18 protein-coding genes are annotated in these 17,986 nt (G+C 74.0%); 9 read left to right on the top strand and 9 right to left on the bottom strand.

The window, feature by feature from the left end:
• Positions 1 to 32 precede the first annotated feature (32 nt).
• On the bottom strand, positions 33 to 1,241 hold the full coding sequence (locus KYY02_RS10290; protein WP_371237455.1) for a pyridoxal phosphate-dependent aminotransferase: 1,209 nt from the start codon (positions 1,239 to 1,241) through the stop codon (positions 33 to 35).
• Positions 1,242 to 1,322: 81 nt separating this feature from the next.
• Between KYY02_RS10290 and KYY02_RS10285 the strand changes: the two genes are divergently transcribed.
• On the top strand, positions 1,323 to 1,949 hold the full coding sequence (locus KYY02_RS10285; RefSeq protein ID WP_371237454.1) for a winged helix-turn-helix transcriptional regulator: 627 nt from the start codon (positions 1,323 to 1,325) through the stop codon (positions 1,947 to 1,949).
• Between the two features lie 46 nt (positions 1,950 to 1,995).
• Here the strand turns inward: KYY02_RS10285 and KYY02_RS10280 are convergent, their stop codons facing one another.
• The 3 genes from KYY02_RS10280 to KYY02_RS10270 are packed head-to-tail and all read right to left on the bottom strand — an operon-like array spanning position 1,996 to position 5,624.
• Complete coding sequence (locus KYY02_RS10280; RefSeq protein ID WP_371237453.1) at positions 1,996 to 2,799, bottom strand: hypothetical protein; 804 nt, start codon at positions 2,797 to 2,799, stop codon at positions 1,996 to 1,998.
• Positions 2,799 to 4,070, bottom strand: a complete 1,272-nt coding sequence (locus KYY02_RS10275) for a VWA domain-containing protein (RefSeq protein WP_371237451.1) — start codon at positions 4,068 to 4,070, stop codon at positions 2,799 to 2,801. Before KYY02_RS10275 ends, KYY02_RS10280 begins: the two co-directional genes overlap by 1 nt.
• A gap of 45 nt (positions 4,071 to 4,115) precedes the next feature.
• Entirely contained in the window at positions 4,116 to 5,624 is a 1,509-nt protein-coding gene (locus KYY02_RS10270) for an IucA/IucC family protein (RefSeq protein ID WP_371237449.1), read from the bottom strand.
• Positions 5,625 to 5,727: 103 nt separating this feature from the next.
• Here KYY02_RS10270 and KYY02_RS10265 point away from each other — a divergent pair, with 103 nt between their 5' ends.
• A complete protein-coding gene (locus KYY02_RS10265) occupies positions 5,728 to 7,218 on the top strand; it encodes an IucA/IucC family protein (RefSeq protein ID WP_371237448.1) in 1,491 nt (496 codons plus the stop codon).
• 1 nt (position 7,219) lies between these two features.
• Here KYY02_RS10265 and KYY02_RS10260 read toward each other — a convergent pair whose 3' ends face one another.
• A complete protein-coding gene (locus KYY02_RS10260; protein WP_371237446.1) occupies positions 7,220 to 9,331 on the bottom strand; it encodes an MMPL family transporter in 2,112 nt (703 codons plus the stop codon).
• A gap of 75 nt (positions 9,332 to 9,406) precedes the next feature.
• On the opposite strand from KYY02_RS10260, the gene KYY02_RS10255 reads away from it, so the two are divergent.
• The gene (locus KYY02_RS10255; protein ID WP_371237445.1) at positions 9,407 to 9,922 is read left to right on the top strand and encodes a MarR family winged helix-turn-helix transcriptional regulator; all 516 of its coding nucleotides are present in this window, start codon (positions 9,407 to 9,409) and stop codon (positions 9,920 to 9,922) included.
• Between the two features lie 27 nt (positions 9,923 to 9,949).
• Entirely contained in the window at positions 9,950 to 10,876 is a 927-nt protein-coding gene (locus KYY02_RS10250) for a HipA family kinase (protein ID WP_371237443.1), read from the top strand.
• A 341-nt stretch (positions 10,877 to 11,217) separates the two neighbouring features.
• Here KYY02_RS10250 and KYY02_RS10245 read toward each other — a convergent pair whose 3' ends face one another.
• Positions 11,218 to 11,817, bottom strand: coding sequence for a nucleotidyltransferase family protein (locus KYY02_RS10245; RefSeq protein ID WP_371237441.1), 600 nt, complete (start codon positions 11,815 to 11,817; stop codon positions 11,218 to 11,220).
• A gap of 228 nt (positions 11,818 to 12,045) precedes the next feature.
• Between KYY02_RS10245 and KYY02_RS10240 the strand changes: the two genes are divergently transcribed.
• Entirely contained in the window at positions 12,046 to 12,333 is a 288-nt protein-coding gene (locus tag KYY02_RS10240) for a DUF5955 family protein (RefSeq protein WP_371237440.1), read from the top strand.
• A gap of 12 nt (positions 12,334 to 12,345) precedes the next feature.
• On the opposite strand, the gene KYY02_RS10235 is transcribed toward KYY02_RS10240, so the two are convergent.
• Both KYY02_RS10235 and KYY02_RS10230 read right to left on the bottom strand, forming a co-directional pair.
• The gene (locus tag KYY02_RS10235; RefSeq protein WP_371237439.1) at positions 12,346 to 13,146 is read right to left on the bottom strand and encodes an IclR family transcriptional regulator; all 801 of its coding nucleotides are present in this window, start codon (positions 13,144 to 13,146) and stop codon (positions 12,346 to 12,348) included.
• 392 nt (positions 13,147 to 13,538) lie between these two features.
• Complete coding sequence (locus KYY02_RS10230) at positions 13,539 to 14,303, bottom strand: SDR family NAD(P)-dependent oxidoreductase (protein WP_371237438.1); 765 nt, start codon at positions 14,301 to 14,303, stop codon at positions 13,539 to 13,541.
• A gap of 140 nt (positions 14,304 to 14,443) precedes the next feature.
• Between KYY02_RS10230 and KYY02_RS10225 the strand changes: the two genes are divergently transcribed.
• Positions 14,444 to 15,070, top strand: coding sequence for a dihydrofolate reductase family protein (locus KYY02_RS10225; protein WP_371237436.1), 627 nt, complete (start codon positions 14,444 to 14,446; stop codon positions 15,068 to 15,070).
• A gap of 40 nt (positions 15,071 to 15,110) precedes the next feature.
• On the opposite strand, the gene KYY02_RS10220 is transcribed toward KYY02_RS10225, so the two are convergent.
• Positions 15,111 to 15,311, bottom strand: a complete 201-nt coding sequence (locus tag KYY02_RS10220) for a hypothetical protein (RefSeq protein WP_371237434.1) — start codon at positions 15,309 to 15,311, stop codon at positions 15,111 to 15,113.
• 178 nt (positions 15,312 to 15,489) lie between these two features.
• On the opposite strand from KYY02_RS10220, the gene KYY02_RS10215 reads away from it, so the two are divergent.
• Genes KYY02_RS10215 through KYY02_RS10205 form a run of 3 tightly spaced genes read left to right on the top strand, consistent with a single transcriptional unit; the run spans position 15,490 to position 17,761 of the window.
• Complete coding sequence (locus KYY02_RS10215; RefSeq protein WP_371237432.1) at positions 15,490 to 16,740, top strand: sensor histidine kinase; 1,251 nt, start codon at positions 15,490 to 15,492, stop codon at positions 16,738 to 16,740.
• 58 nt (positions 16,741 to 16,798) lie between these two features.
• Positions 16,799 to 17,473: a response regulator transcription factor gene (locus KYY02_RS10210; RefSeq protein WP_371237431.1), complete on the top strand. Its 675-nt coding sequence runs from the start codon at positions 16,799 to 16,801 to the stop codon at positions 17,471 to 17,473.
• 6 nt (positions 17,474 to 17,479) lie between these two features.
• Positions 17,480 to 17,761 carry a Tn3 family transposase gene (locus KYY02_RS10205; RefSeq protein ID WP_371237429.1) on the top strand — a complete coding sequence of 94 codons (282 nt, stop codon included), beginning with the start codon at positions 17,480 to 17,482 and terminating at the stop codon, positions 17,759 to 17,761.
• Positions 17,762 to 17,986: the final 225 nt, after the last annotated feature.

Here is a 17,986-nt window from a genome sequence, read left to right as displayed (position 1 = left end):
GGACCGTCGCCCCCGTCTCCACGACGCGAGGCCTACTGCCGGTATCCGCTCAGGAACCGCCCGATCCGGCCGATCGCCGTCTCCAGGACGTCCGCGTGGGGGAGGGTGAGGATGCGGAAGTGGTCGGGGGACGGCCAGTTGAAGCCGGTGCCCTGGACGACCTGGATCTTCTCCCTCAGCAGCAGGTCGAGGACGAACTTCTCGTCGTCGTGGATCCTGTGCACCTTGGGGTCCAGCCGTGCGAACGCGTACAGCGCGCCCTTCGGCTTCACGCAGCTCACGCCGGGGATCTCGTTCAGCCTCTCCCAGGCCACGTCCCGCTGTTCGCGCAGCCGCCCGCCGGGCGCGGTGAGCTCGCGGATGGACTGACGCCCGCCGAGCGCGGCCTGGATGGCGTACTGGGCGGGCGCGTTGGCGCACAGCCGCATGGAGGCCAGCATGGTCAGGCCCTCCAGGTAGTCCTTCGCGTGCTGCTTCGGGCCGGTGACCACCAGCCAGCCGGAGCGGAAGCCCGCCACGCGGTAGGTCTTGGACAGGCCGCAGAAGGTGAGGACGACCAGGTCGGGGGCGAGCGCGGCGGCCGAGTGGTGCACGGCGTCGTCGTAGAGGATCTGGTCGTAGATCTCGTCGGCGAGCACCATCAGGCCGTGGCGGCGGGCGAGGTCGAGGATGCCCTCGACGACCTCCTTGGGATACACCGCGCCGGTGGGGTTGTTGGGGTTGATGACGACCACGGCCTTGGTGCGGTCCGTGATCTTCGCGGCCATGTCGTCCAGGTCCGGGTACCAGTCGGCCCGCTCGTCGCACAGGTAGTGGACCGCCTTGCCGCCCGCGAGGGTCGTGACCGCGGTCCACAGGGGGAAGTCGGGTGCGGGGACGAGGATCTCGTCGCCGTCCTCCAGCAGGGCCTGCACGGCCATCGACACCAGCTCCGAGACGCCGTTGCCGAGGAAGACGTCGTCCACGTCGACCTCCAGACCCAGGGTCTGGTAGCGCTGGGCGACCGCGCGGCGGGCGGAGAGCACGCCGCGTGAGTCGGTGTAGCCGTGTGCCTGCGGGAGCATCCGGATCATGTCCTGGACGATCTCCTCCGGCGCCTCGAAACCGAACAGGGCCGGGTTGCCGGTGTTCAGGCGCAGCACGCTGTGCCCCGCCTCCTCCAGCGCGTCGGCGTGCTCTATCACCGGACCGCGGATCTCGTAACAGACCTCGCTGAGTTTGCTCGACTGCCGGAACTCCATGCGTCCCTCCGGATTCTCGTGTTGCTTGGTTTTACCAAGTGGGAGCTTGGAAAGTCCAACAACATGTCTAGACTGCGTCGCATGTCACCACGTCGAAGCTACGACCAGTACTGTTCCGCGGCCCGCGCGCTCGACGTCGTCGGCGACCGCTGGACCCTGCTGATCGTCCGGGAACTCCTCGCAGGGCCGCGCCGCTACACCGACCTGCACGCGGACCTGCCCGGCGTCAGCACGGACGTACTGGCCTCCCGGCTCAAGGACATGGAGCGCGACGGCCTCACCACCCGCCGCCGGCTGTCCCCGCCCGGAGCGGCGTACGTCTACGAACTCACCCCGCGCGGGAGGGCGTTGCTGCCCGTTCTCCAGTCCCTCGGCGCCTGGGGCGAGGCCGAACTGGGCGAGCGGCGCCCCACGGACGCGGTGCGGGCCCACTGGTTCGCACTGCCCCTGCTGCGCGCCCTGGAAGGTGAGGGCCTGGTCGAAGTCCGCCTGGACGAGGGCAGGTTCCACCTGCACGTCGGCGCCGGGGACGGTCCCGTGTACGGCGACGGCCCCGCCCCCGGAGAGCCCGACGCCCTGCTCTTGCTGGACACCGACACCTGCACGGCGATCGGCCGCGGCGAACTGACCCTGGCCGACGCGGTCCGCGCGGGACGGGTCGGGGTGACGGGCGACGGCACGCTGGCCAAGGCCCTGCGTGACACCTGAGACGAAAGGCGGAAGGCCCGCACGGGGCGGGCCTTCCGGAAGGACGTCACGCGGTCGGCGGCACCCCGGGCGGACGCCCGGACCCCCGCGTCAGCCGGTAGCCGGCGACGCCCGCCAGGGCGGCCAGGACGCCGCCCGCCGCCGTCCACACCCAGCGGTCGGACCACCAGCCGGAGGTCCAGCCGTCCTCGGGCTCCAGACCGGCCAGCACGGCGGACGGCGAGTCGTCGTCCTCGTCGGCCTCGGTGCGCGTCGCGATGCCCGGCACCAGCGGCTCGGACAGCACGCCGTCCACCGCCGCCGCGCCGCCCATGTCCTTGGACTCCACCCGCAGTTCGGTGTCCACCGGCTGGCCCAGGTCGGCCGTGGACAGCCGCAGCGCCGTGAGCCGGACGTAGTACGTGCCCGGCAGCGGGTCGTTCGCCCACGGCTCCGACCAGGCGCGGACCGTGCGCAGCACGCACTCCAGCTCCACCGAGGGCGTGTCCGCCCCGGCGGTGCGGGTCTGCGCGCCGTACTGGCAGGCCTGGCGGCGGCGCAGACCGTCGTACACGTCGATCTGCCAGGTCTCGGCCGCGTGGCTCTCCGGCAGTCTCACCGTCGCGTGGACGGTGGGGCGCTGCCCGGCGTCCGCCGGGAACGACCAGTACAGGTAGTCGCCCGTGGAGGCGCGCGCGGTGGCGGTCCGCCCCTGCTCGACCTCCGTCGCCGTGCGGAACGAGGTGCCCGCGCGGGTGGGCGCCCCGTCGTCGCCGGATGCGCCGGGGGACGGTGAGGAGTCGGCCGCGGCGGGGGCGGCGGCCAGCCCGAGCGTCAGCAGTGCGGCACTCAGTACCCGTAGGGTGCGCATCAGTTGGTCCTCCAGACGGCGAACCGCCAGCGTGACAGCCAGCCCCAGACGAGACCGGCGAGGAAGCCGGTGAGGACCAGCGCGCCGAGCAGCCACCAGCCCCGGCCGAGACCGAAGGAGGCCACGTCGTCCGCGCCGTCCGGGCCGTCCACGACGTCGACCGTCAGCTCCAGCGGAAGACCGGGCGTGGTCTTCACCCCGGAGTCCGCCGAGAAGGAGTTGGTCACCGCCAGGCACACGGTCTCGGCCGCGGGCTTGTCGCCCTCGTCGTCCCGTTCGGGCTTCGGGTAGCGCAGCCCGGTGGACAGCACGTCCGTACGGCCGTTGCCGGCCGCCTCGCCGCGCACGATCTCCCGGTCGTGCACGGTGACGGCCCGCAACAGCACGCCGTGGTCCGGGTGCACGGCGCGGTCCGCCGCCACGCTCACCGAGGCGCGCAGCTCCTGCCCCGACAGCAGCTCCACGCGGTACCAGCGCTGCTGGCCGAACTCCTCACGGTCGGTGTAAAGACCGGACTCCAGCACCGGCGCCTCGGCGCACGAGCCGGCGCCCTGGGTGGCCACCGGCGTCACCACGGGCTCGGCCGCGCGGTCCACCAGCTCGTTCACCCGGTCGGTGAGCTCGTCCTGGTGCTCGATCGAGGTGTAGGTTCCGCCGGTCGCCTCGGCGATGCAGCTGAGCTGCCGGCTCAGCTTCGCGCTCGGCACCAGGCCCAGGGTGTCGATGGTCAGGCCGATGCCCTTGGCCGCGATCTCCCGGGCCACCTCGCACGGGTCGAGCGGGGCGCAGGTGTCCTCGCCGTCGCTGATCAGCACGATCCGCTTGGAGCCGTCGCCGCCGTCGAGGTCGGCGGCCGCCTTCAGCAGGGCGGGGCCGATCGGGGTCCAGCCGGTCGGGGCGAGCGTGGCCACCGCCGTCTTGGCCTCGGTGCGGTCCAGCGGGCCGACCGGGTAGAGCTGCGCGGTGTCCTTGCAGCCCTCCTTGCGGTCGTCGCCGGGGTAGTTCGCGCCCAGGGTGCGGATGCCCAGCTCGACCTCCTCCGGCGTCGCGTCCAGCACCTCGTTGAACGCCTGCTTCGCCGCCGCCATCCGGGACCGCCCGTCGATGTCCGTGGCCCGCATCGAGCCGCTCACATCGAGGAGGAGGTTCACCTTCGGAGCGTCCTGGCCCGTGGGTTCACCGGCGGCCGCCCCGGCCGGGAAGGCGAGCCCGGCCGTCAGTGCGGCGAGCAGGGCACAGGCGCCTGCCACCGGCCGTTTTCTTCTGATCATCGGCGGATCCTATTGATCAGAGGTGTCATGCTCCAAAACGGGACGTCACCTGGACTCGTACCGCAGTGGATTGGGCAGTTCCGCCCATTGGTCCCCCGCCGCCCGCGGTGACAGCCGCATCAGCGTCAGCGCCTTCGCCGGCAGCGGCCCGTCGAGCAGGGCGGTCAGGTCCGGGGTGCGCGGCAGATGCGGTACGGCGCTCTCCAGGGCCGCCCGCAGCGCCGGTCCCGATCCCGCCGTCCCCGCCAGAGCACCGGCCACCAGCGAGCCGAACAGCTTGCGCCGCAGGGTGCGTTCGTCGTCCGTGACCATGCGCGCGGGCAACCGCCCGGGAAGCGGGACGCCGTGCCGCGCGAGGCGGGCGGGGCTGACCCGCAGATCGGCCAGGTCGCGGTAGACCAGCCGCACCGGGTCCCCGTCCGGCGACAGCACCACCAGCAGGTTCTGGCCGTGCGCCTCCAGGGCCACCCCCAGCTCCAGCAGCCGCAGTCCGACCGTGAGCGCGAGCCGTGCGAACCGGCTCGACCAGGCGGGGGAGCCGGGCAGTTCCGTGGTCGCCAGCGCCGCCACCGGGACGACGCGCTCCCCGGCCGCCGCGTACTCCTCCGGCGACTCGCGCAGCACCGCCGCCAGATCGGGGGATCCGGCCGCCACCGCGCCCAGCGTGCGGGTGATGTGCAGCAGCCCGCCCGTGCGCGCCGCCACCGCCTCCCCGAAGTCCGACAGCACCGCAGACGCGGCCACCGAACCGAGCGAGATGTCCCGCACCGAGGACGTCAGCCGGGCGCTCAGCGCCGTCTTGACGTGCGGCCCCTCCGGCAGCGCGAGGGTGCGCAGCGCCATCAGCGGATGCGCCGGGAGCCGCTCCCCGCCCGTCCGCTTCAGCACGTGCGCGGCCTGCCACGGATGCACCGGGACCACCAGCCGCCCCGGCTCCCGCAGCCACTGCGGCCAGATCCCCGACACCACGCACCCGGCCTCCGGCACGGGCACCAGCCCCAGCTCCACGACCGGCCCGTGCTCGGGCCCGTAGGCGAGCTGCTCGGCCACCGAGAATCCCGGCCGGGAACGGCAGTTGGGGTGGAACGGATGCCCGGCGACCACTCGCTGCTCCCACTGCCAGCCCTGGACGGGCCACTTCGCCGCGTGGTTTCGCCGACCCGCCCGGGACAACGCCAACGACGCTGCGCTGGGCCCCAGTTCGGCGGCGAACGCCGCCGAGTGAGGTACGGCCAGCTCCGTCATCAGCCGCGCCGGATCGGCGTACGCCGCCTTGTCCAGCCGTACGGCGGTGACGTACGCGCCGGTCGCGTACGGATCCGCGTGCGGGCCGTACAGCCGCCGGCCGTCGGCCAGCCGCAGGACGAGCCCCTCGCGGCCCGCTTCCCGGCGGACGATCCACGGCAGCGGCTCGTGCGCGAGACCGCGCCACAGCCGGGTCAGCACGGCCGCGCGGGCGCCGGGCAGTTCGTCGGCGTACCGGGGCACGAGAGCGGGCCGCACGACGGCCAGCTCGTCGGCGATCTCGGCCTCGGCGGTGGAGGGACGGTGCACGGGCGGGCTCCTCGGTGACGCACGGGACGGGACGTGGAGGCGGACGACGACAGACATACTGATCGTCTCCGTTTGGACAGACCGTAAGGAACCAGAGGAACGCGTGGACCCCATCCCCCCGCCCGCGGACGACGCGGCCCGCCGCGCCGACGCGTACGCGGCGGTGCCGCTGCTGAACTGCCTGCTGCGCGAAGTGGCGCAGTGCATACCGGGACCGGGGGCGCACGCGACGTACCGCCTGCCCGGCACGGGCCGCCTGCTGCGGGTGCGCGGCACCAGGCGTCCCCGTGACCCCGAGGTCCACGTCGCGGGCGCCTGGCACCGTCTCGGCCACACGGAGCTGGTGGAACTCGTCGCCGAGGAACTGCGCCGGCACACCGGTTCGCCCAACCACGAGCTGCCCGCCGAGATGCTCGACAGCCGGGAGGCGGTGGCCGCGCTGCTCGCCGCACGCGCCCGGGCCACGCCGCCCGACGACCCGTACCTGCGCTCCGAGCAGGCCCTCGTCACCGGCCACACCCACCACCCCGCCCCCAAGGCGCGGGGCGGCGGCCCGGCGCCGGCCTGGCTGCCGTACGCGCCCGAGGCGCACGCCCGCTTCCCGCTGGCACTGCTGGGACTGCGCGAGGACACGGTGGTGGAGGAGGGCGACACCACGGCCCTCGACGGCCTGGGCACCGCACCGCCCGGCTACCGCCTGCTGCCCGCACACCCCTGGCAGCTGGACCTCGCGGCCCGGGACCTCGCCCCCGCCTTCGCCGACGGCCGCCTGGTCCGGCTGGGCACGACCGCCTTCCCGGTGTGGCCCACGGCGGCGGTCCGCACCGTGTACGCGCCCGAGCGCGACCTGTTCCTGAAGTTCAGCCTGGACGTGCGCATCACCAACGACGTCCGCCGGCTGTGGCGCCACGACCTGCTGAAGCTCCGGGCGACCGACACGGCCGTGCGCGACGCCCTCGCCGGGTCGGACGCGGTCTGGCAGAGCGACCGCGGGCACCGCACCGCCGACTTCGCGTACGAACAACTGGCCGTGGTCGTGCGCGACGGCCTGCGCGGTCACCTCCCGCCCGGCGCGGCCCCGTACCTGGCCGCGGCCCTGGTGGAGGGCTTCGACGGCAACCCGCTGGCCGCCACCGCGCGGCCGGCGGCCTGGTGGGAGGCCTACCTGTCGCGGGTGGTCCCCCCGGCCCTGGAGGCCTTCGGCGGGCACGGCGTCGTCCTGGAGGCCCACCTGCAGAACACGCTCGTCGCCATGGACCCCGACGGCGTCCCGGTACGGGCCCTGTACCGGGACGCGGAGGGTGTGAAACTGCTGTCCGCGGTCTCGCGGGAGGCGGGCTGGGAGCGCCTGGTCTACTGCCTGGTCGTCAACCACCTCATGGAGGTCGCCGCCGCCCTCGCCGACCACCACCCCGGCCTCGACCCCTGGCCCGCTCTCCGCCGCGAGCTGGCCCGGCACGACCTCCCCGAGGTCCCCGCCCTCCTCACCGCCCCCACCCTCCCGGCCAAGACCAACCTCCTGCTGCGCTGGACCGCGGCGGACGGCGCGGACGCCCGCTACCGTCCGCTGCCCAATCCGCTGGCCGGCGGGTGACTCAGCTCCGCTCCGCCCGCGACGGCGCACGGCCCGCGCCGTCGCGGGCCAGGGCCCCGGGCCACCACGCCCGGGGCCCGATGTCGATCACCAGCGCGGGGACCAGCAGCGAGCGGACCACGAGCGTGTCGAGCAGCACGCCGAACGCCACGATGAAGGCGATCTGCACCAGGAAGGCCAGGGGGATGACCATCAGCGCGGCGAACGTCGCAGCGAGCACCACACCGGCCGAGGTGATCACCCCGCCGGTCGTGGTCAGCCCGCGCAGCACGCCCCGCCGGGTGCCGTGCACGAGAGCCTCCTCCCGCACCCGGGACATCAGGAAGATGTTGTAGTCGACGCCGAGGGCCACCAGGAACACGAACCCGTACAGCGGGACGGACGCGTCCGTGCCGCTGAAACCGAGCAGGTGCTCGAAGACGAGCGTCGAGACGCCGAGGGTCGCCAGGAAGTTGAGCGCGACGGTCGCGACCAGCAGCACGGGCACGAGCAGGGAGCGCAGCAGCAGGACGAGGATCAGCAGGATGATGACGAGCACGACCGGGACGATCAGGGCGCGGTCGTGGGCGGCGGTCTGCTGGGTGTCGTACTGCTGGGCGGTGTAGCCGCCGACCAGCGCGTCGGCTCCGGAGACCGCGTGCACGTTCTCGCGCAGCCGCTCGACGGTCTCCTTCGCGGCGTCGCTGTCCGCCGCGTCCTCGAGGGTGGCGTCGATGCGGACGCGCCCGTCGACGACCAGCGGCTCACCGGCCCCCGGCCGCCCCGAGGCGGAGACGGCACCGGCCGAGTCCACGCCCTCGGTCCCGCGCGCCGCGGCCGTCACCTCGGCGCCGCGGTCGGCGTCGGCGATGATGACGGCCGGGTTCCCGGACCCGCCGGGGAAGTGCTCGCCGAGCGTTTTCTGGGCGGTGACCGAGGGCGCGTCGTTCACGAAGATCTCGTCGAGCGGCACCCCCTTGGCGGACAGGGAGGGGGAGAAGGCGGCGAGGACGGCGAGGACCAGCGCGGTCAGCAGCCACACCCGGCGCGGCCGGCGGTCCACGACCGCGGCGACCCGGCGCCATACGCCGTGCCCCTCCACGGACGCGTCCGACGCCTTCGGCCGGGCGGGCCAGTACGCGGCCCGGCCCAGCAGGGCCAGCACGGCCGGCAGGAAGGTGAGGGTGGAGAGCACCGCGCACAGGATGCCGATGGCGCCGACCGGCCCCAGGGCGCGGTTGTTCGTGAGGTCGCTGGCGAGCAGGGCCAGCAGCGCGAGCGCCACGGTGGCGGCGCTCGCCGTGATGGCGCCGAAGGACCTGCGCACGGCCGTCAGCGCGGCCGCGTACCGGTCGTCGCGCTCGGCCAGCTCCTCGCGGAAACGGGCCGAGAGGAGCAGGGCGTAGTCGGTGGCAGCGCCGATCACGAGGATCGAGAGGATGCCCTGCACCTGGCCGTCGACCCGCACCACGTCCCGGTCCGCCAGCGCGTAGACGACGGCACAGGCGAGCCCCAGGGCGAAGACGGAGCCGAGGATGATCAGGAACGGCAGCAGGACGCTCCGGTAGACCAGCAGCAGGATCAGCAGGACGGCGCCGAGCGCCACGCCCAGCAGCAGTCCGTCGATGCCCGCGAACGCGTCCGACAGATCGGCCTGGCTCGCAGCCGGGCCGGCGATCCGCGCCGTGGTCCCGGACACGCCGTCCGCCGCCCGGCGCACCTCCTCCAGCACCCCGGGCAGTTCGTCGCCCAGGTCGGGCTCGAGCTGTACGACGGCCTGCATGGCCTCCCGGTCCTCGGAGACCAGCGCCGGAGAGGGCCGGCCGACGACACCGGCGCCGCCGGCGAGGGCGCCGACCGCGTCCGAGGCGGCGGCCTGCTGGGCCTCGGTGACCCGGCCGCCGTCCGTCGTCCAGACCACGACGGCCGGCATGGTCTCGGACCGGTCGAACGCCTTCTGGGCATCGAGCACCCGGGTGGACTCGGCGCTCCGCGGGAGGAAGGCGGCCTGGTCGTTGGTGGCCACCTCGCCCAGCTTGCCCGCGTACGGCCCGAGCGTCCCGCCGACGCCCAGCCAGACGATCAGCAGGGCGAGCGGGACGAGCCACCGGGCCCGGCTCGGTGCGTTCTTCATGTGGATCCCCAGGAGCCGAAGGAATGAGTCAACGGTTAAGTATCTCAATCATCGAGTGATTCTATACTGGCCGACATGAGCGGTTCCGGTACCCCCTCGCCCCCTTCCCAGGCGGACGACCCGACAGGGCTGCAGTCCTTCGCCGTCCAGCTTCGCCGGATGAACGGCGAGTTCAACCGCATCGCCCAGGAGTTCGCGCACGCGCAGGGCCTGCACCCCACCGACATGCAGGCCCTGATCGCGATCCTGGACGCCGGCGCGGACACCGACGCCGACGCGCCGGACGAGCCCATGACACCCGGCCGCCTGCGCAGACAGCTCAACCTCACGTCCGGAGCGGTGACCGCGTGCCTGGACCGCCTGGAGCGGGCGGGCCACATCCGGCGCGTCCGGGCGTCCGGCGACCGGCGTGTGGTGCACCTGGAGTACGCGGCGCAGGCCAGGGGCCTGGCCAGGGAGTACTTCCGGCCGCTGGCGCACAGCACCGACGCGGCGCGCGGCCGTTTCACCCCCGAGGAGCTGACGGTGATCGTGCGGTTCCTCAGGGAGGTGAACCGTGAACTCGTGCTCCTGCGGCAGCACGCGGACTGACCGAAGGCCGCGGGTAGGGTTCGGGACATGCTGACCGAGGTCACCGCCACCCGCTACGTCACGCCGCTGCGTCAGGGCGGCTCCGTGCCCGGCGTCTTCGAGGCCGACGACCTGGGCACGTACGTCGTCAAGTTCACCGGCTCGGCCCAGGGGCGCAAGGCGCTGGTCGCCGAGGTGATCGTGGGGGAGCTGGCCCGGGCCCTCGGGCTGCGGTTCCCCGAGCTGGTGCTGGTGCACTTCGACCCGGCGGTGGCGGACGGCGAGCCGCACCAGGAGGTGCGGGAGCTGCACGCCGCCAGCGCCGGAGTCAATCTCGGCATGGACTATCTGCCGGGCGCGCGGGACTTCACCCCCGAGGTCGCCCAGGTCTTCCCCGTCGACCCGCTGGAGGCCGGGCGGATCGTCTGGCTCGACGCCCTCACCGTGAACGTGGACCGCACCGTCCACAGTTCCAACCTGATGGTGTGGCCGACACGGGGGGTCGCGCCGCCCAGGCTGTGGCTCATCGACCACGGGGCCGCGCTCGTCTTCCACCACCGCTGGGAGGGCTCGGACCCGGGCAGGGCGTACGACTTCCGTCATCACGCCCTCGGCCACTACGGACCCGACGTGCGTGCCGCCGACGCCGAACTCGCGCCGAAGGTGACCGAGGAGCTGCTGCGGTCCGTCACCGCCGAGGTCCCCGACGACTGGCTGGCCGGCGACCCCCGCTTCGCCACGCCCGAGGAGGTCCGCGAGGCGTACGTGACCTACCTGCACGCGCGCGTGCGGACGTCCGGGGCGTGGCTGCCCACCGACTTCCCCGGCCCGGACGAGCTCGCCGAGGAGAACGCCCGGCGGGCGGCGAGGACGCAGCGGGGACGCCCCGACTGGCTGAAGCGGGTACCCGACCTGCACGGCAGGCCGGCGGCGGCCCAGGACTGGTCGGTGCACCTGGGCGGTTCGGACACGTAGGGAGCAGCCCTCGATCCGCACGTACGCCGACAGGGTGAGGAAGCCGGCGCAGCCCTCGTCGGGGGAGAGCTCCAGCGGCAGGTCGTGCGCCTGCTGCCCGTCGCCGTTCGCGGACGCCTCCTCGTCGGCCTCCGCGGCGGCGGCCGCCGGTTTCCCGGCCGCGGCCTCGCGGACCGGCTCGGCGGCGACCCGCTCGCCGTTGTCGAGGACGGCACCTGCAGGGAAGCCGGGCACTTCCGGTCGAGGGGCAGTGGTTTCCTCATGGCGGAGGTTCACTGTTCTGCTGCCGCCGGGGCCCGGGACCGGTGGAGGCGGCGCCCGGTGCCCCTCGGCACCCCGCTTCATTCGAGGTGCGTCAGATCCGCCTCGGTGTCGATGTCGTACGCCTCGGCCACGTCACCGCACTCGACGAGCGTGAGCACTTCCGCGTGCTCCCTCAGATAGGCGCGCGCGCCCCGGTCGCCGGTCGCGGCCGCGGCGACCGGGGCCCAGTGGGCGGCGCCGAGCAGCACCGGGTGGCCGCGCACGCCGTCGTAGGCGGCCGCGGCGAGCGACTCGGGGGAGCGGACGGCGCCGAGCACCCGGGCGACCGCCTCCGGACCGATCCCGGGCTGGTCGACCAGCGAGACCAGCGCGGCCCGCGCGCCCGTCCCGGACAGCGAGGCGAGACCGGCGCGCAGGGAGGCGCCCATGCCCTGCTCCCACGCGGGGTTGTCGACGAGGACGCAGTCCGGCAGGAGGGCGCGGGCGCGCACCTCGTCCGCCCGCGCGCCGAGCACCACGTGCACCCGCGCGCAGCCACCCGCGCGCAGCGCCTCCGCCGCGTGCTCCACGAGCGGCCGTCCCCGGTGCCCGAGCAGCGCCTTGGGCCGCCCGCCGAGCCGCCGCCCGCCGCCCGCCGCCAGCAGCAACCCCACGGTCCGGTCTCCGTTGTCCGTCATGCCTCCTGCATACCGCAACCCGTCGCGGGGTATCGGGACGGCTCCGGACGGGCGCCCGGAGCCGCTTCGTCACGCTGCGGAGCAATTCGATGACGCAGCGGGCTGGCGCGAGGGGGCCGGGGTGGCGTTTACTGGCGCGACCGGTCGGCGGGGCGCCGCGGCCGGCCGGGGAGGCGCACGACGACGTGCCAGGGGAGGACCGTGTCGCACAGCGTGGAGCAGAGGTGTGTGCCCGGTAGTCAGGTGGACCCACGAGTGGCGGGGCTGCGCTCCGCCGTGTCCCGGCTGCGCCGCCAACTCGCAGCCCACCCCGGGGACTTCCGGGAACGGAGCATCGCGGAGGAGGAACTCGCCGCGCTGGCCGGCCTGGCCGCGGCCGACGACCCCGAGGTTGCCCGGCTGCGCCGCTCCCTGCTGCTGGTCGCGGGTGCGATCGGCTCGGTGAGCGCGCTGGGGCAGGGCGTGCGCGAACTGCGGGAGGCGGTGGACCTGTTCGGCCCGTCACCACGCGTCTGACGCGCGCCCCGTTCAGGCGGTGGGGGCGGCGCCCGGCGTGGTGAGCGCCTCGGAGAGCTCCGCCGCGACCTGCTGGAGCACCGGTACGATCCGCTCCGTCTGCGTGACCCGCCCCGCCGGGCCCGAGATGGAGATCGCCGCCGCCGTGGGGGAGTCCGGTACCGGTACGGCGAGGCAGCGGACGCCGATCTCCTGCTCGTTGTCGTCCATCGCGTAGCCGAGGCGCCGCACGTCCTCCAGGGCCGCGAGGAAGCCGTCCGGCGTGGTGATGGTCCTGTCCGTCGCGGCGGGCATGCCGGTACGGCCGAGCAGCGCCCGTACCTCCTCCGGCGGGAAGCCGGCCAGCAGGGCCTTGCCCACGCCGGTGGAGTGCGGCAGGGCGCGCCGGCCGACCTCGGTGAACATCCGCACGGAGTGCTTCGACGGCACCTGCGCCACGTACACGACCTCGTCCCCGTCGAGCAGCGCCATGTTCGCCGTCTCGCCGGTCTCCTCCACCAGGCGGGCCAGGTGCGGGCGCGCCCAGGAGCCCAGCAGCCGGGAGGCGGACTCGCCGAGCCGGATCAGCCGCGGGCCCAGCGCGTAGCGACGGTTGGACTGCTGGCGTACGTAGCCGCAGGTGACCAGCGTGCGCATCAGGCGGTGGATGGTCGGCAGGGGCAGCCCACTGCTCGCGGACAGCTCGCTCAGACCGACCTCGCCGCCCGCGTCCGCCATCCGTTCGAGCAGGTCGAAGGCGCGCTCGAGGGACTGCACACCGCCACTGGCGGCGGACCGGGCGGAGCCGGTGGTGCTGGCGCTGGACGTCGGCACGGCGCGTTCCTTTCGAGGCCTGGCGGGAAGGGCAGAAGCCTACCCGGCGGCCGGTCGACCCCCCTCCGCTGGCGCGCAGCCACGTTCTGCTGAGTGGAAATTCAGTTCCACCTCATGGAATCGTCCGGAGGTGTCCGCGGGCCCGGACCGTGCGGGGCGACCGCCCTGGCGGCCCACCACCGGGAACCGGGCGGCCGACCCACCGGGAGCGCGCGGGGCGCGCCGGCGCCGTCGACGGCCGGTGCGCCCCGCGCGGGACGCACGGGGGATGTCACGCCGCGTGCCCCGCGCCCCGGGTGTCACGACGTCGTGATCACCGAGACGGAGAACTTTACGGAACAGACGAACTTTACGGAACAGACTGGCCCGGCGCGCCGCCCCACGGGCGGGAGTCAGGCCGCGTGTCCGCCGTCCACCGAGAACTCCGCACCGGTGACGTACGCGGCCCCCGCCAGGTGGGCGATCGTGTGGGCCACCTCCTCCGCCGCGCCGAAGCGCCCCAGTGCGGTCATCGCCGCCTGGCCGGACGCGTGGGGTCCGTCCGCCGGGTTCATCTCCGTGTCGACCGGGCCCGGGTGCACGATGTTCGCCGTGATCCCGCGCCCGCCCAGCTCCCGTGCCAGGGCCTTGGTCAGACCCACCAGCGCCGACTTGCTCATCGTGTAGAGCGTGCCGCCGGGACCGGGCACGCGCTGGGTCATGCAGGTGCCGACGGTGATGATCCGGCCCCCGTCCGTCATACGGGCGACGGCCGCCCGGGAGGTCAGGAAGACGCCCCGCACGTTCACCGCGAGCACCCGGTCGACGTCGGCGGGGGACAGCGTCTCCACCGGCCCGAGCACGCCGATCCCCGCGTTGTTCACCAGGACGTCGAGCCGGCCCAGCTCCCGCGCGGCGGCGTCCACCGCCCCGGGCGCCTCCTGCGGGTCGCCGGCGTCCGCGCGCAGGGCCACCGCGCGGCGCCCCAGCGCCTCCACGGCCCGTACGACGTCCCCGGCCGCCTCCTGGCCGTTCACGTACGTCACCGCGACGTCCGCGCCCTCCCGTGCCAGCCGCAGCGCCGTCGCCGCGCCGATCCCGCGGCTGCCGCCGGTCACCAACGCCACCTTGCCGAGCAGGGTCTTCTCGAGGTTCTTCACCGATGTGTCTGTCGTCATGCGTCCATCCCAGCGCCCCCGCCCCCGGCACGCTGGCGGCGAACGGACGTCGACCTGCCGCACCGTCGATGAGTTGCGGCTCCCGCCGGGGTCTGAGCTGATGACGACACGCCCCCCGCACCGGAAGGCAGGAACCCGTCATGGGCAAACTCGTAGTGACCGCCTTCGTCACCCTCGACGGCGTCCACCAGGCCCCCGGCGGCCCCCAGGAGGACACCAGGGGCGGCTTCGAGCAGGGAGGCTGGAGCGTCCCCTACGGCGACGAGGACTTCGGCCGGTTCGTCAGCGGGGTCTTCTCCCGCGTGGGCGCCTTCCTCCTCGGCCGTCGTACGTACGACATCTTCGCCTCGTACTGGCCGAAGATGACCGACCCCGCCGACCCGGTCGCCGGCAAACTGAACGCGCTGCCGAAGTACGTCGCCTCCGCCACCCTCACCGATCCCGGATGGGCCGGCACCACCGTGCTCCGCGGGGACCTCTCCGAGGAGGTCACCGCCCTCAAGGAGCACACCGACGGCGAGCTCCAGCTGCACGGCAGCGGAGCCCTCGCCCGGTCCCTGTTCGCGCTCGACCTGGTGGACACCCTGCACCTGCTGACGTTCCCGGTCGTCCTCGGCGCCGGGCGCCGCCTGTTCCCGGAGGGCTCGATGCCGAGCGCCTTCCGGCACACCGGCGGAGAGATCACCGCCGCGGGCGTGTCCGTCCAGACCTACGACTTCTCCGGCCGTCCCGAGTACGGCTCGTACGAGTTCCCGGAGAACGCCTGACAGCGGCCGCGCCGGTGGACGCCGCCGCCCGGCCGGCGGTTCAGCCGGGCTTCCGGCTCTCCGCGGTGGCGAACAGGGCGCCGCCCAGCACCAGCAGGGCGATGCTCGCGTAGATCTCGTAGCCGTCGAGGAATCCGATCCGCTGCACCAGTCCCCAGTTCCAGTCGGTGAACCGGGTCACCAGACCGGCCACCCCCTGCACCACGGCGAGGAAACCCAGAACCTTCAGCAACTGCTTCATGCCGCCGACCCTCGCCCCGCCCCGCCCCCGCCCGCATCGGCCGCGGGGCGGTCCCTCCCCGACGGAAGGCGGCGCTTCGCTCCGGCCGGAGCACCGAAAGTCCGCGCTGCCGCGACTTCGGTAGGAGATCCGCCCGCGGGGCCGTGCCGGGGGTGTTCCCCGCATAGATTCGTCGACCGTGACTGGTGACAAGACGGCGCAGACCGCCCCGGTGTTCGCGGGGCGCCGGTGGTTCTTCCCGTCCGCCCTCGTCCACGAACTCGCCCCCGACGCGGCCCGCTCCGGGCGGCGGCCCCGGCGCACCGTGCGGGACTGGGTCGTCGACTTCGCCTGCTTCCTGCTGGCCGTCGGGGTGAGCCTGCTGGGCGCCGAGGCGCTCAGCGACAACCACGACCTCCCTCCCGGGCTGGTCACCGCCGACCAGGTGCTCGGCGCGCTGTCCTGCGCCGCCGTCTGGCTGCGCAGGCGGTGGCCGTTCGCCCTGGCCGTCGCGACGGTCCCGGTCAGCTTCGTCTCGGAGACCTCCGGCGGCGCGGCGCTCATCGCCCTGTTCGCGCTCGCCGTGCACCGCCCCTTCCGGTACGTGGCGTGGGTGGGCGGCGTCCACGTGGCCCTGACCCCGCTGTACTTCTGGTGGCGACCCGATCCCGACCTGCCGTACCTCGCCTCGCTGGTCCTCCTCGTGGTGCTGGTGGGCGCGATCGTCGGCTGGGGCATGTTCGTACGGTCCAAGCGGCAGCTCGTGCTGAGCCTGCGGGACCGGGCGCGGCGGGCCGAGACCGAGGCGCGGCTACGGGCCGAGCAGGCGCAGCGGCTCGCGCGGGAGGCCATCGCGCGGGAGATGCACGACGTGCTCGCGCACCGGCTGACGCTGCTGAGCGTGCACGCGGGCGCGCTGGAGTTCCGGCCCGACGCCCCGCGCGAGGACGTCGCGCGGGCGGCCGGCGTCATCCGGGAGAGCGCGCACGAGGCGCTGCAGGACCTGCGGGAGATCATCGGCGTGCTGCGGGCCGGTGACTCCGACGACGCGGGCCGGCCGCAGCCGACGCTCGCGGCGCTCGGCACCCTGGTCGCCGAGTCCCGGCAGGCCGGTGTGGAGGTCGTCCTGGACCGGCGGGTCGCCGACCCGGCCGGGGTCCCCGCCTCCGTGGGCCGCACCGCCTACCGGATCGTCCAGGAGGGCCTGACCAACGCCCGCAAGCACGCCCCCGGCACGGAGGTCACCGTATCGGTCGCCGGCGGCCCGGGGGAGGGCCTCACCGTGACCGTGCGCAACCCCGCGCCGGAGGGGGACGTGCCGCACGTGCCCGGCGCCGGTCAGGGGCTGATCGGCCTCGCCGAGCGGGCGGTCCTGGCGGGCGGGACCCTGGAGCACGGGCCCACGTCCGACGGAGGGTTCGGGGTGCGGGCACGGTTGCCGTGGGGGTGATCCGGAATCGTCCGGTCCGCGTTTCCCCGCTCCGCGCGACCGTGGTTACGTACGCGCCATGACTGCGATCAGAGTGCTCCTCGTCGACGACGACCCGCTGGTGCGGGCCGGGCTGTCCTTCATGATGGGCGGCGCGGACGACATCGAGATCGTCGGCGAGGCCGCCGACGGCGGCGAGGTCGAGGCGCTCGTCGACCGGACCCGGCCGGACGTCGTCCTCATGGACATCCGCATGCCGGTGGTGGACGGTCTCACCGCCACCGAGTCGTTGCGCCGGCGCGAGGAGGCCCCGCAGGTCGTGGTGCTCACCACCTTCCACGCCGACGAGCAGGTGCTGCGCGCGCTCCGTGCGGGCGCCGCCGGCTTCGTCCTGAAGGACACCCCGCCCCCCGAGATCGTCGCCGCGGTGCGCCGGGTCGCGGCCGGCGATCCCGTGCTGTCGCCCGCGGTCACGCGGCAGTTGATGGCGCACGCGGCCGGTGCCGCCGCCGACACGCGGCGCACGCGCGCACGTGAGCGTGTCGCGGACCTCAACGACCGCGAACGCGAGGTCGCCGTCGCGGTCGGCCGGGGCCTGGCCAACGCCGACATCGCCGCCGAGCTCTACATGAGCGTGGCCACCGTCAAGACCCACGTCTCCCGCATCCTGGCCAAACTGGGTCTCAACAACCGGGTGCAGATCGCGCTGCTCGCCCATGACGCCGGGCTCCTCGATGAGCCCGGGGACCGCTGATCCCAGGTGTACGCCGCCGTCGCCCCGCTCACGAACGCGGTGATCTTCCACAATGCCCCGGACGTCGCGGAGATCGTGCGGCAGCTGCTGGAGGAGGGAGGGGAGACCGACCCGGAAGACCTGGCGCACATCTCGCCGTACCTGACCGAGCACATCAACCGGTCCGGCGAGTACAGCACCCGCGAACTCGGCGTCCGGCCCGACGCGTACGACCCGGAACCCGACGTCGACTTCACACTGCTGCGCGAACAGGAGCTGACCGCCGCCGGATTCGGTCAGGCCGCTTGACGACCGCAAGCCTCCTCGTGTGAGCACGGGGCCTGCAGTCGAAGCGGCGCCCGGAGCCACCTCTTGTGGTTTCGGGCGCCGTTTCCTGTTGGTGCTGTACGAGGTCGGGCGCCGGCGGCCAGGCTGAGCGTCTGACCGGTCCGGCGGTGCTCGTGGGCTTGGTCCAGGTCGGCGCGCAGCTGCTCGGCGGCGGGTCCGGGTCGGTGTCCCGCCGGAGCTCTCGCA

The organism is Streptomyces pimonensis, from assembly GCF_041380215.1.
GTDB classification, from domain to species: Bacteria; Actinomycetota; Actinomycetes; order Streptomycetales; family Streptomycetaceae; genus Streptomyces; species Streptomyces pimonensis.
This window is presented reverse-complemented; position numbering and strand designations above follow the sequence as displayed.

Bases quoted from the DNA above. Each gene is read 5' to 3' on its own strand.
- KYY02_RS10290 (WP_371237455.1), bottom strand. From the start codon at position 1,241: ATGGAGTTCCGGCAGTCGAGCAAACTCAGCGAGGTCTGTTACGAGATC.
- KYY02_RS10285 (WP_371237454.1), top strand. From the start codon at position 1,323: ATGTCACCACGTCGAAGCTACGACCAGTACTGTTCCGCGGCCCGCGCG.
- KYY02_RS10280 (WP_371237453.1), bottom strand. From the start codon at position 2,799: ATGCGCACCCTACGGGTACTGAGTGCCGCACTGCTGACGCTCGGGCTG.
- KYY02_RS10275 (WP_371237451.1), bottom strand. From the start codon at position 4,070: ATGATCAGAAGAAAACGGCCGGTGGCAGGCGCCTGTGCCCTGCTCGCC.
- KYY02_RS10260 (WP_371237446.1), bottom strand. From the start codon at position 9,331: ATGAAGAACGCACCGAGCCGGGCCCGGTGGCTCGTCCCGCTCGCCCTG.
- KYY02_RS10255 (WP_371237445.1), top strand. From the start codon at position 9,407: ATGAGCGGTTCCGGTACCCCCTCGCCCCCTTCCCAGGCGGACGACCCG.
- KYY02_RS10250 (WP_371237443.1), top strand. From the start codon at position 9,950: ATGCTGACCGAGGTCACCGCCACCCGCTACGTCACGCCGCTGCGTCAG.
- KYY02_RS10245 (WP_371237441.1), bottom strand. From the start codon at position 11,817: ATGACGGACAACGGAGACCGGACCGTGGGGTTGCTGCTGGCGGCGGGC.
- KYY02_RS10230 (WP_371237438.1), bottom strand. From the start codon at position 14,303: ATGACGACAGACACATCGGTGAAGAACCTCGAGAAGACCCTGCTCGGC.
- KYY02_RS10225 (WP_371237436.1), top strand. From the start codon at position 14,444: ATGGGCAAACTCGTAGTGACCGCCTTCGTCACCCTCGACGGCGTCCAC.
- KYY02_RS10220 (WP_371237434.1), bottom strand. From the start codon at position 15,311: ATGAAGCAGTTGCTGAAGGTTCTGGGTTTCCTCGCCGTGGTGCAGGGG.
- KYY02_RS10210 (WP_371237431.1), top strand. From the start codon at position 16,799: ATGACTGCGATCAGAGTGCTCCTCGTCGACGACGACCCGCTGGTGCGG.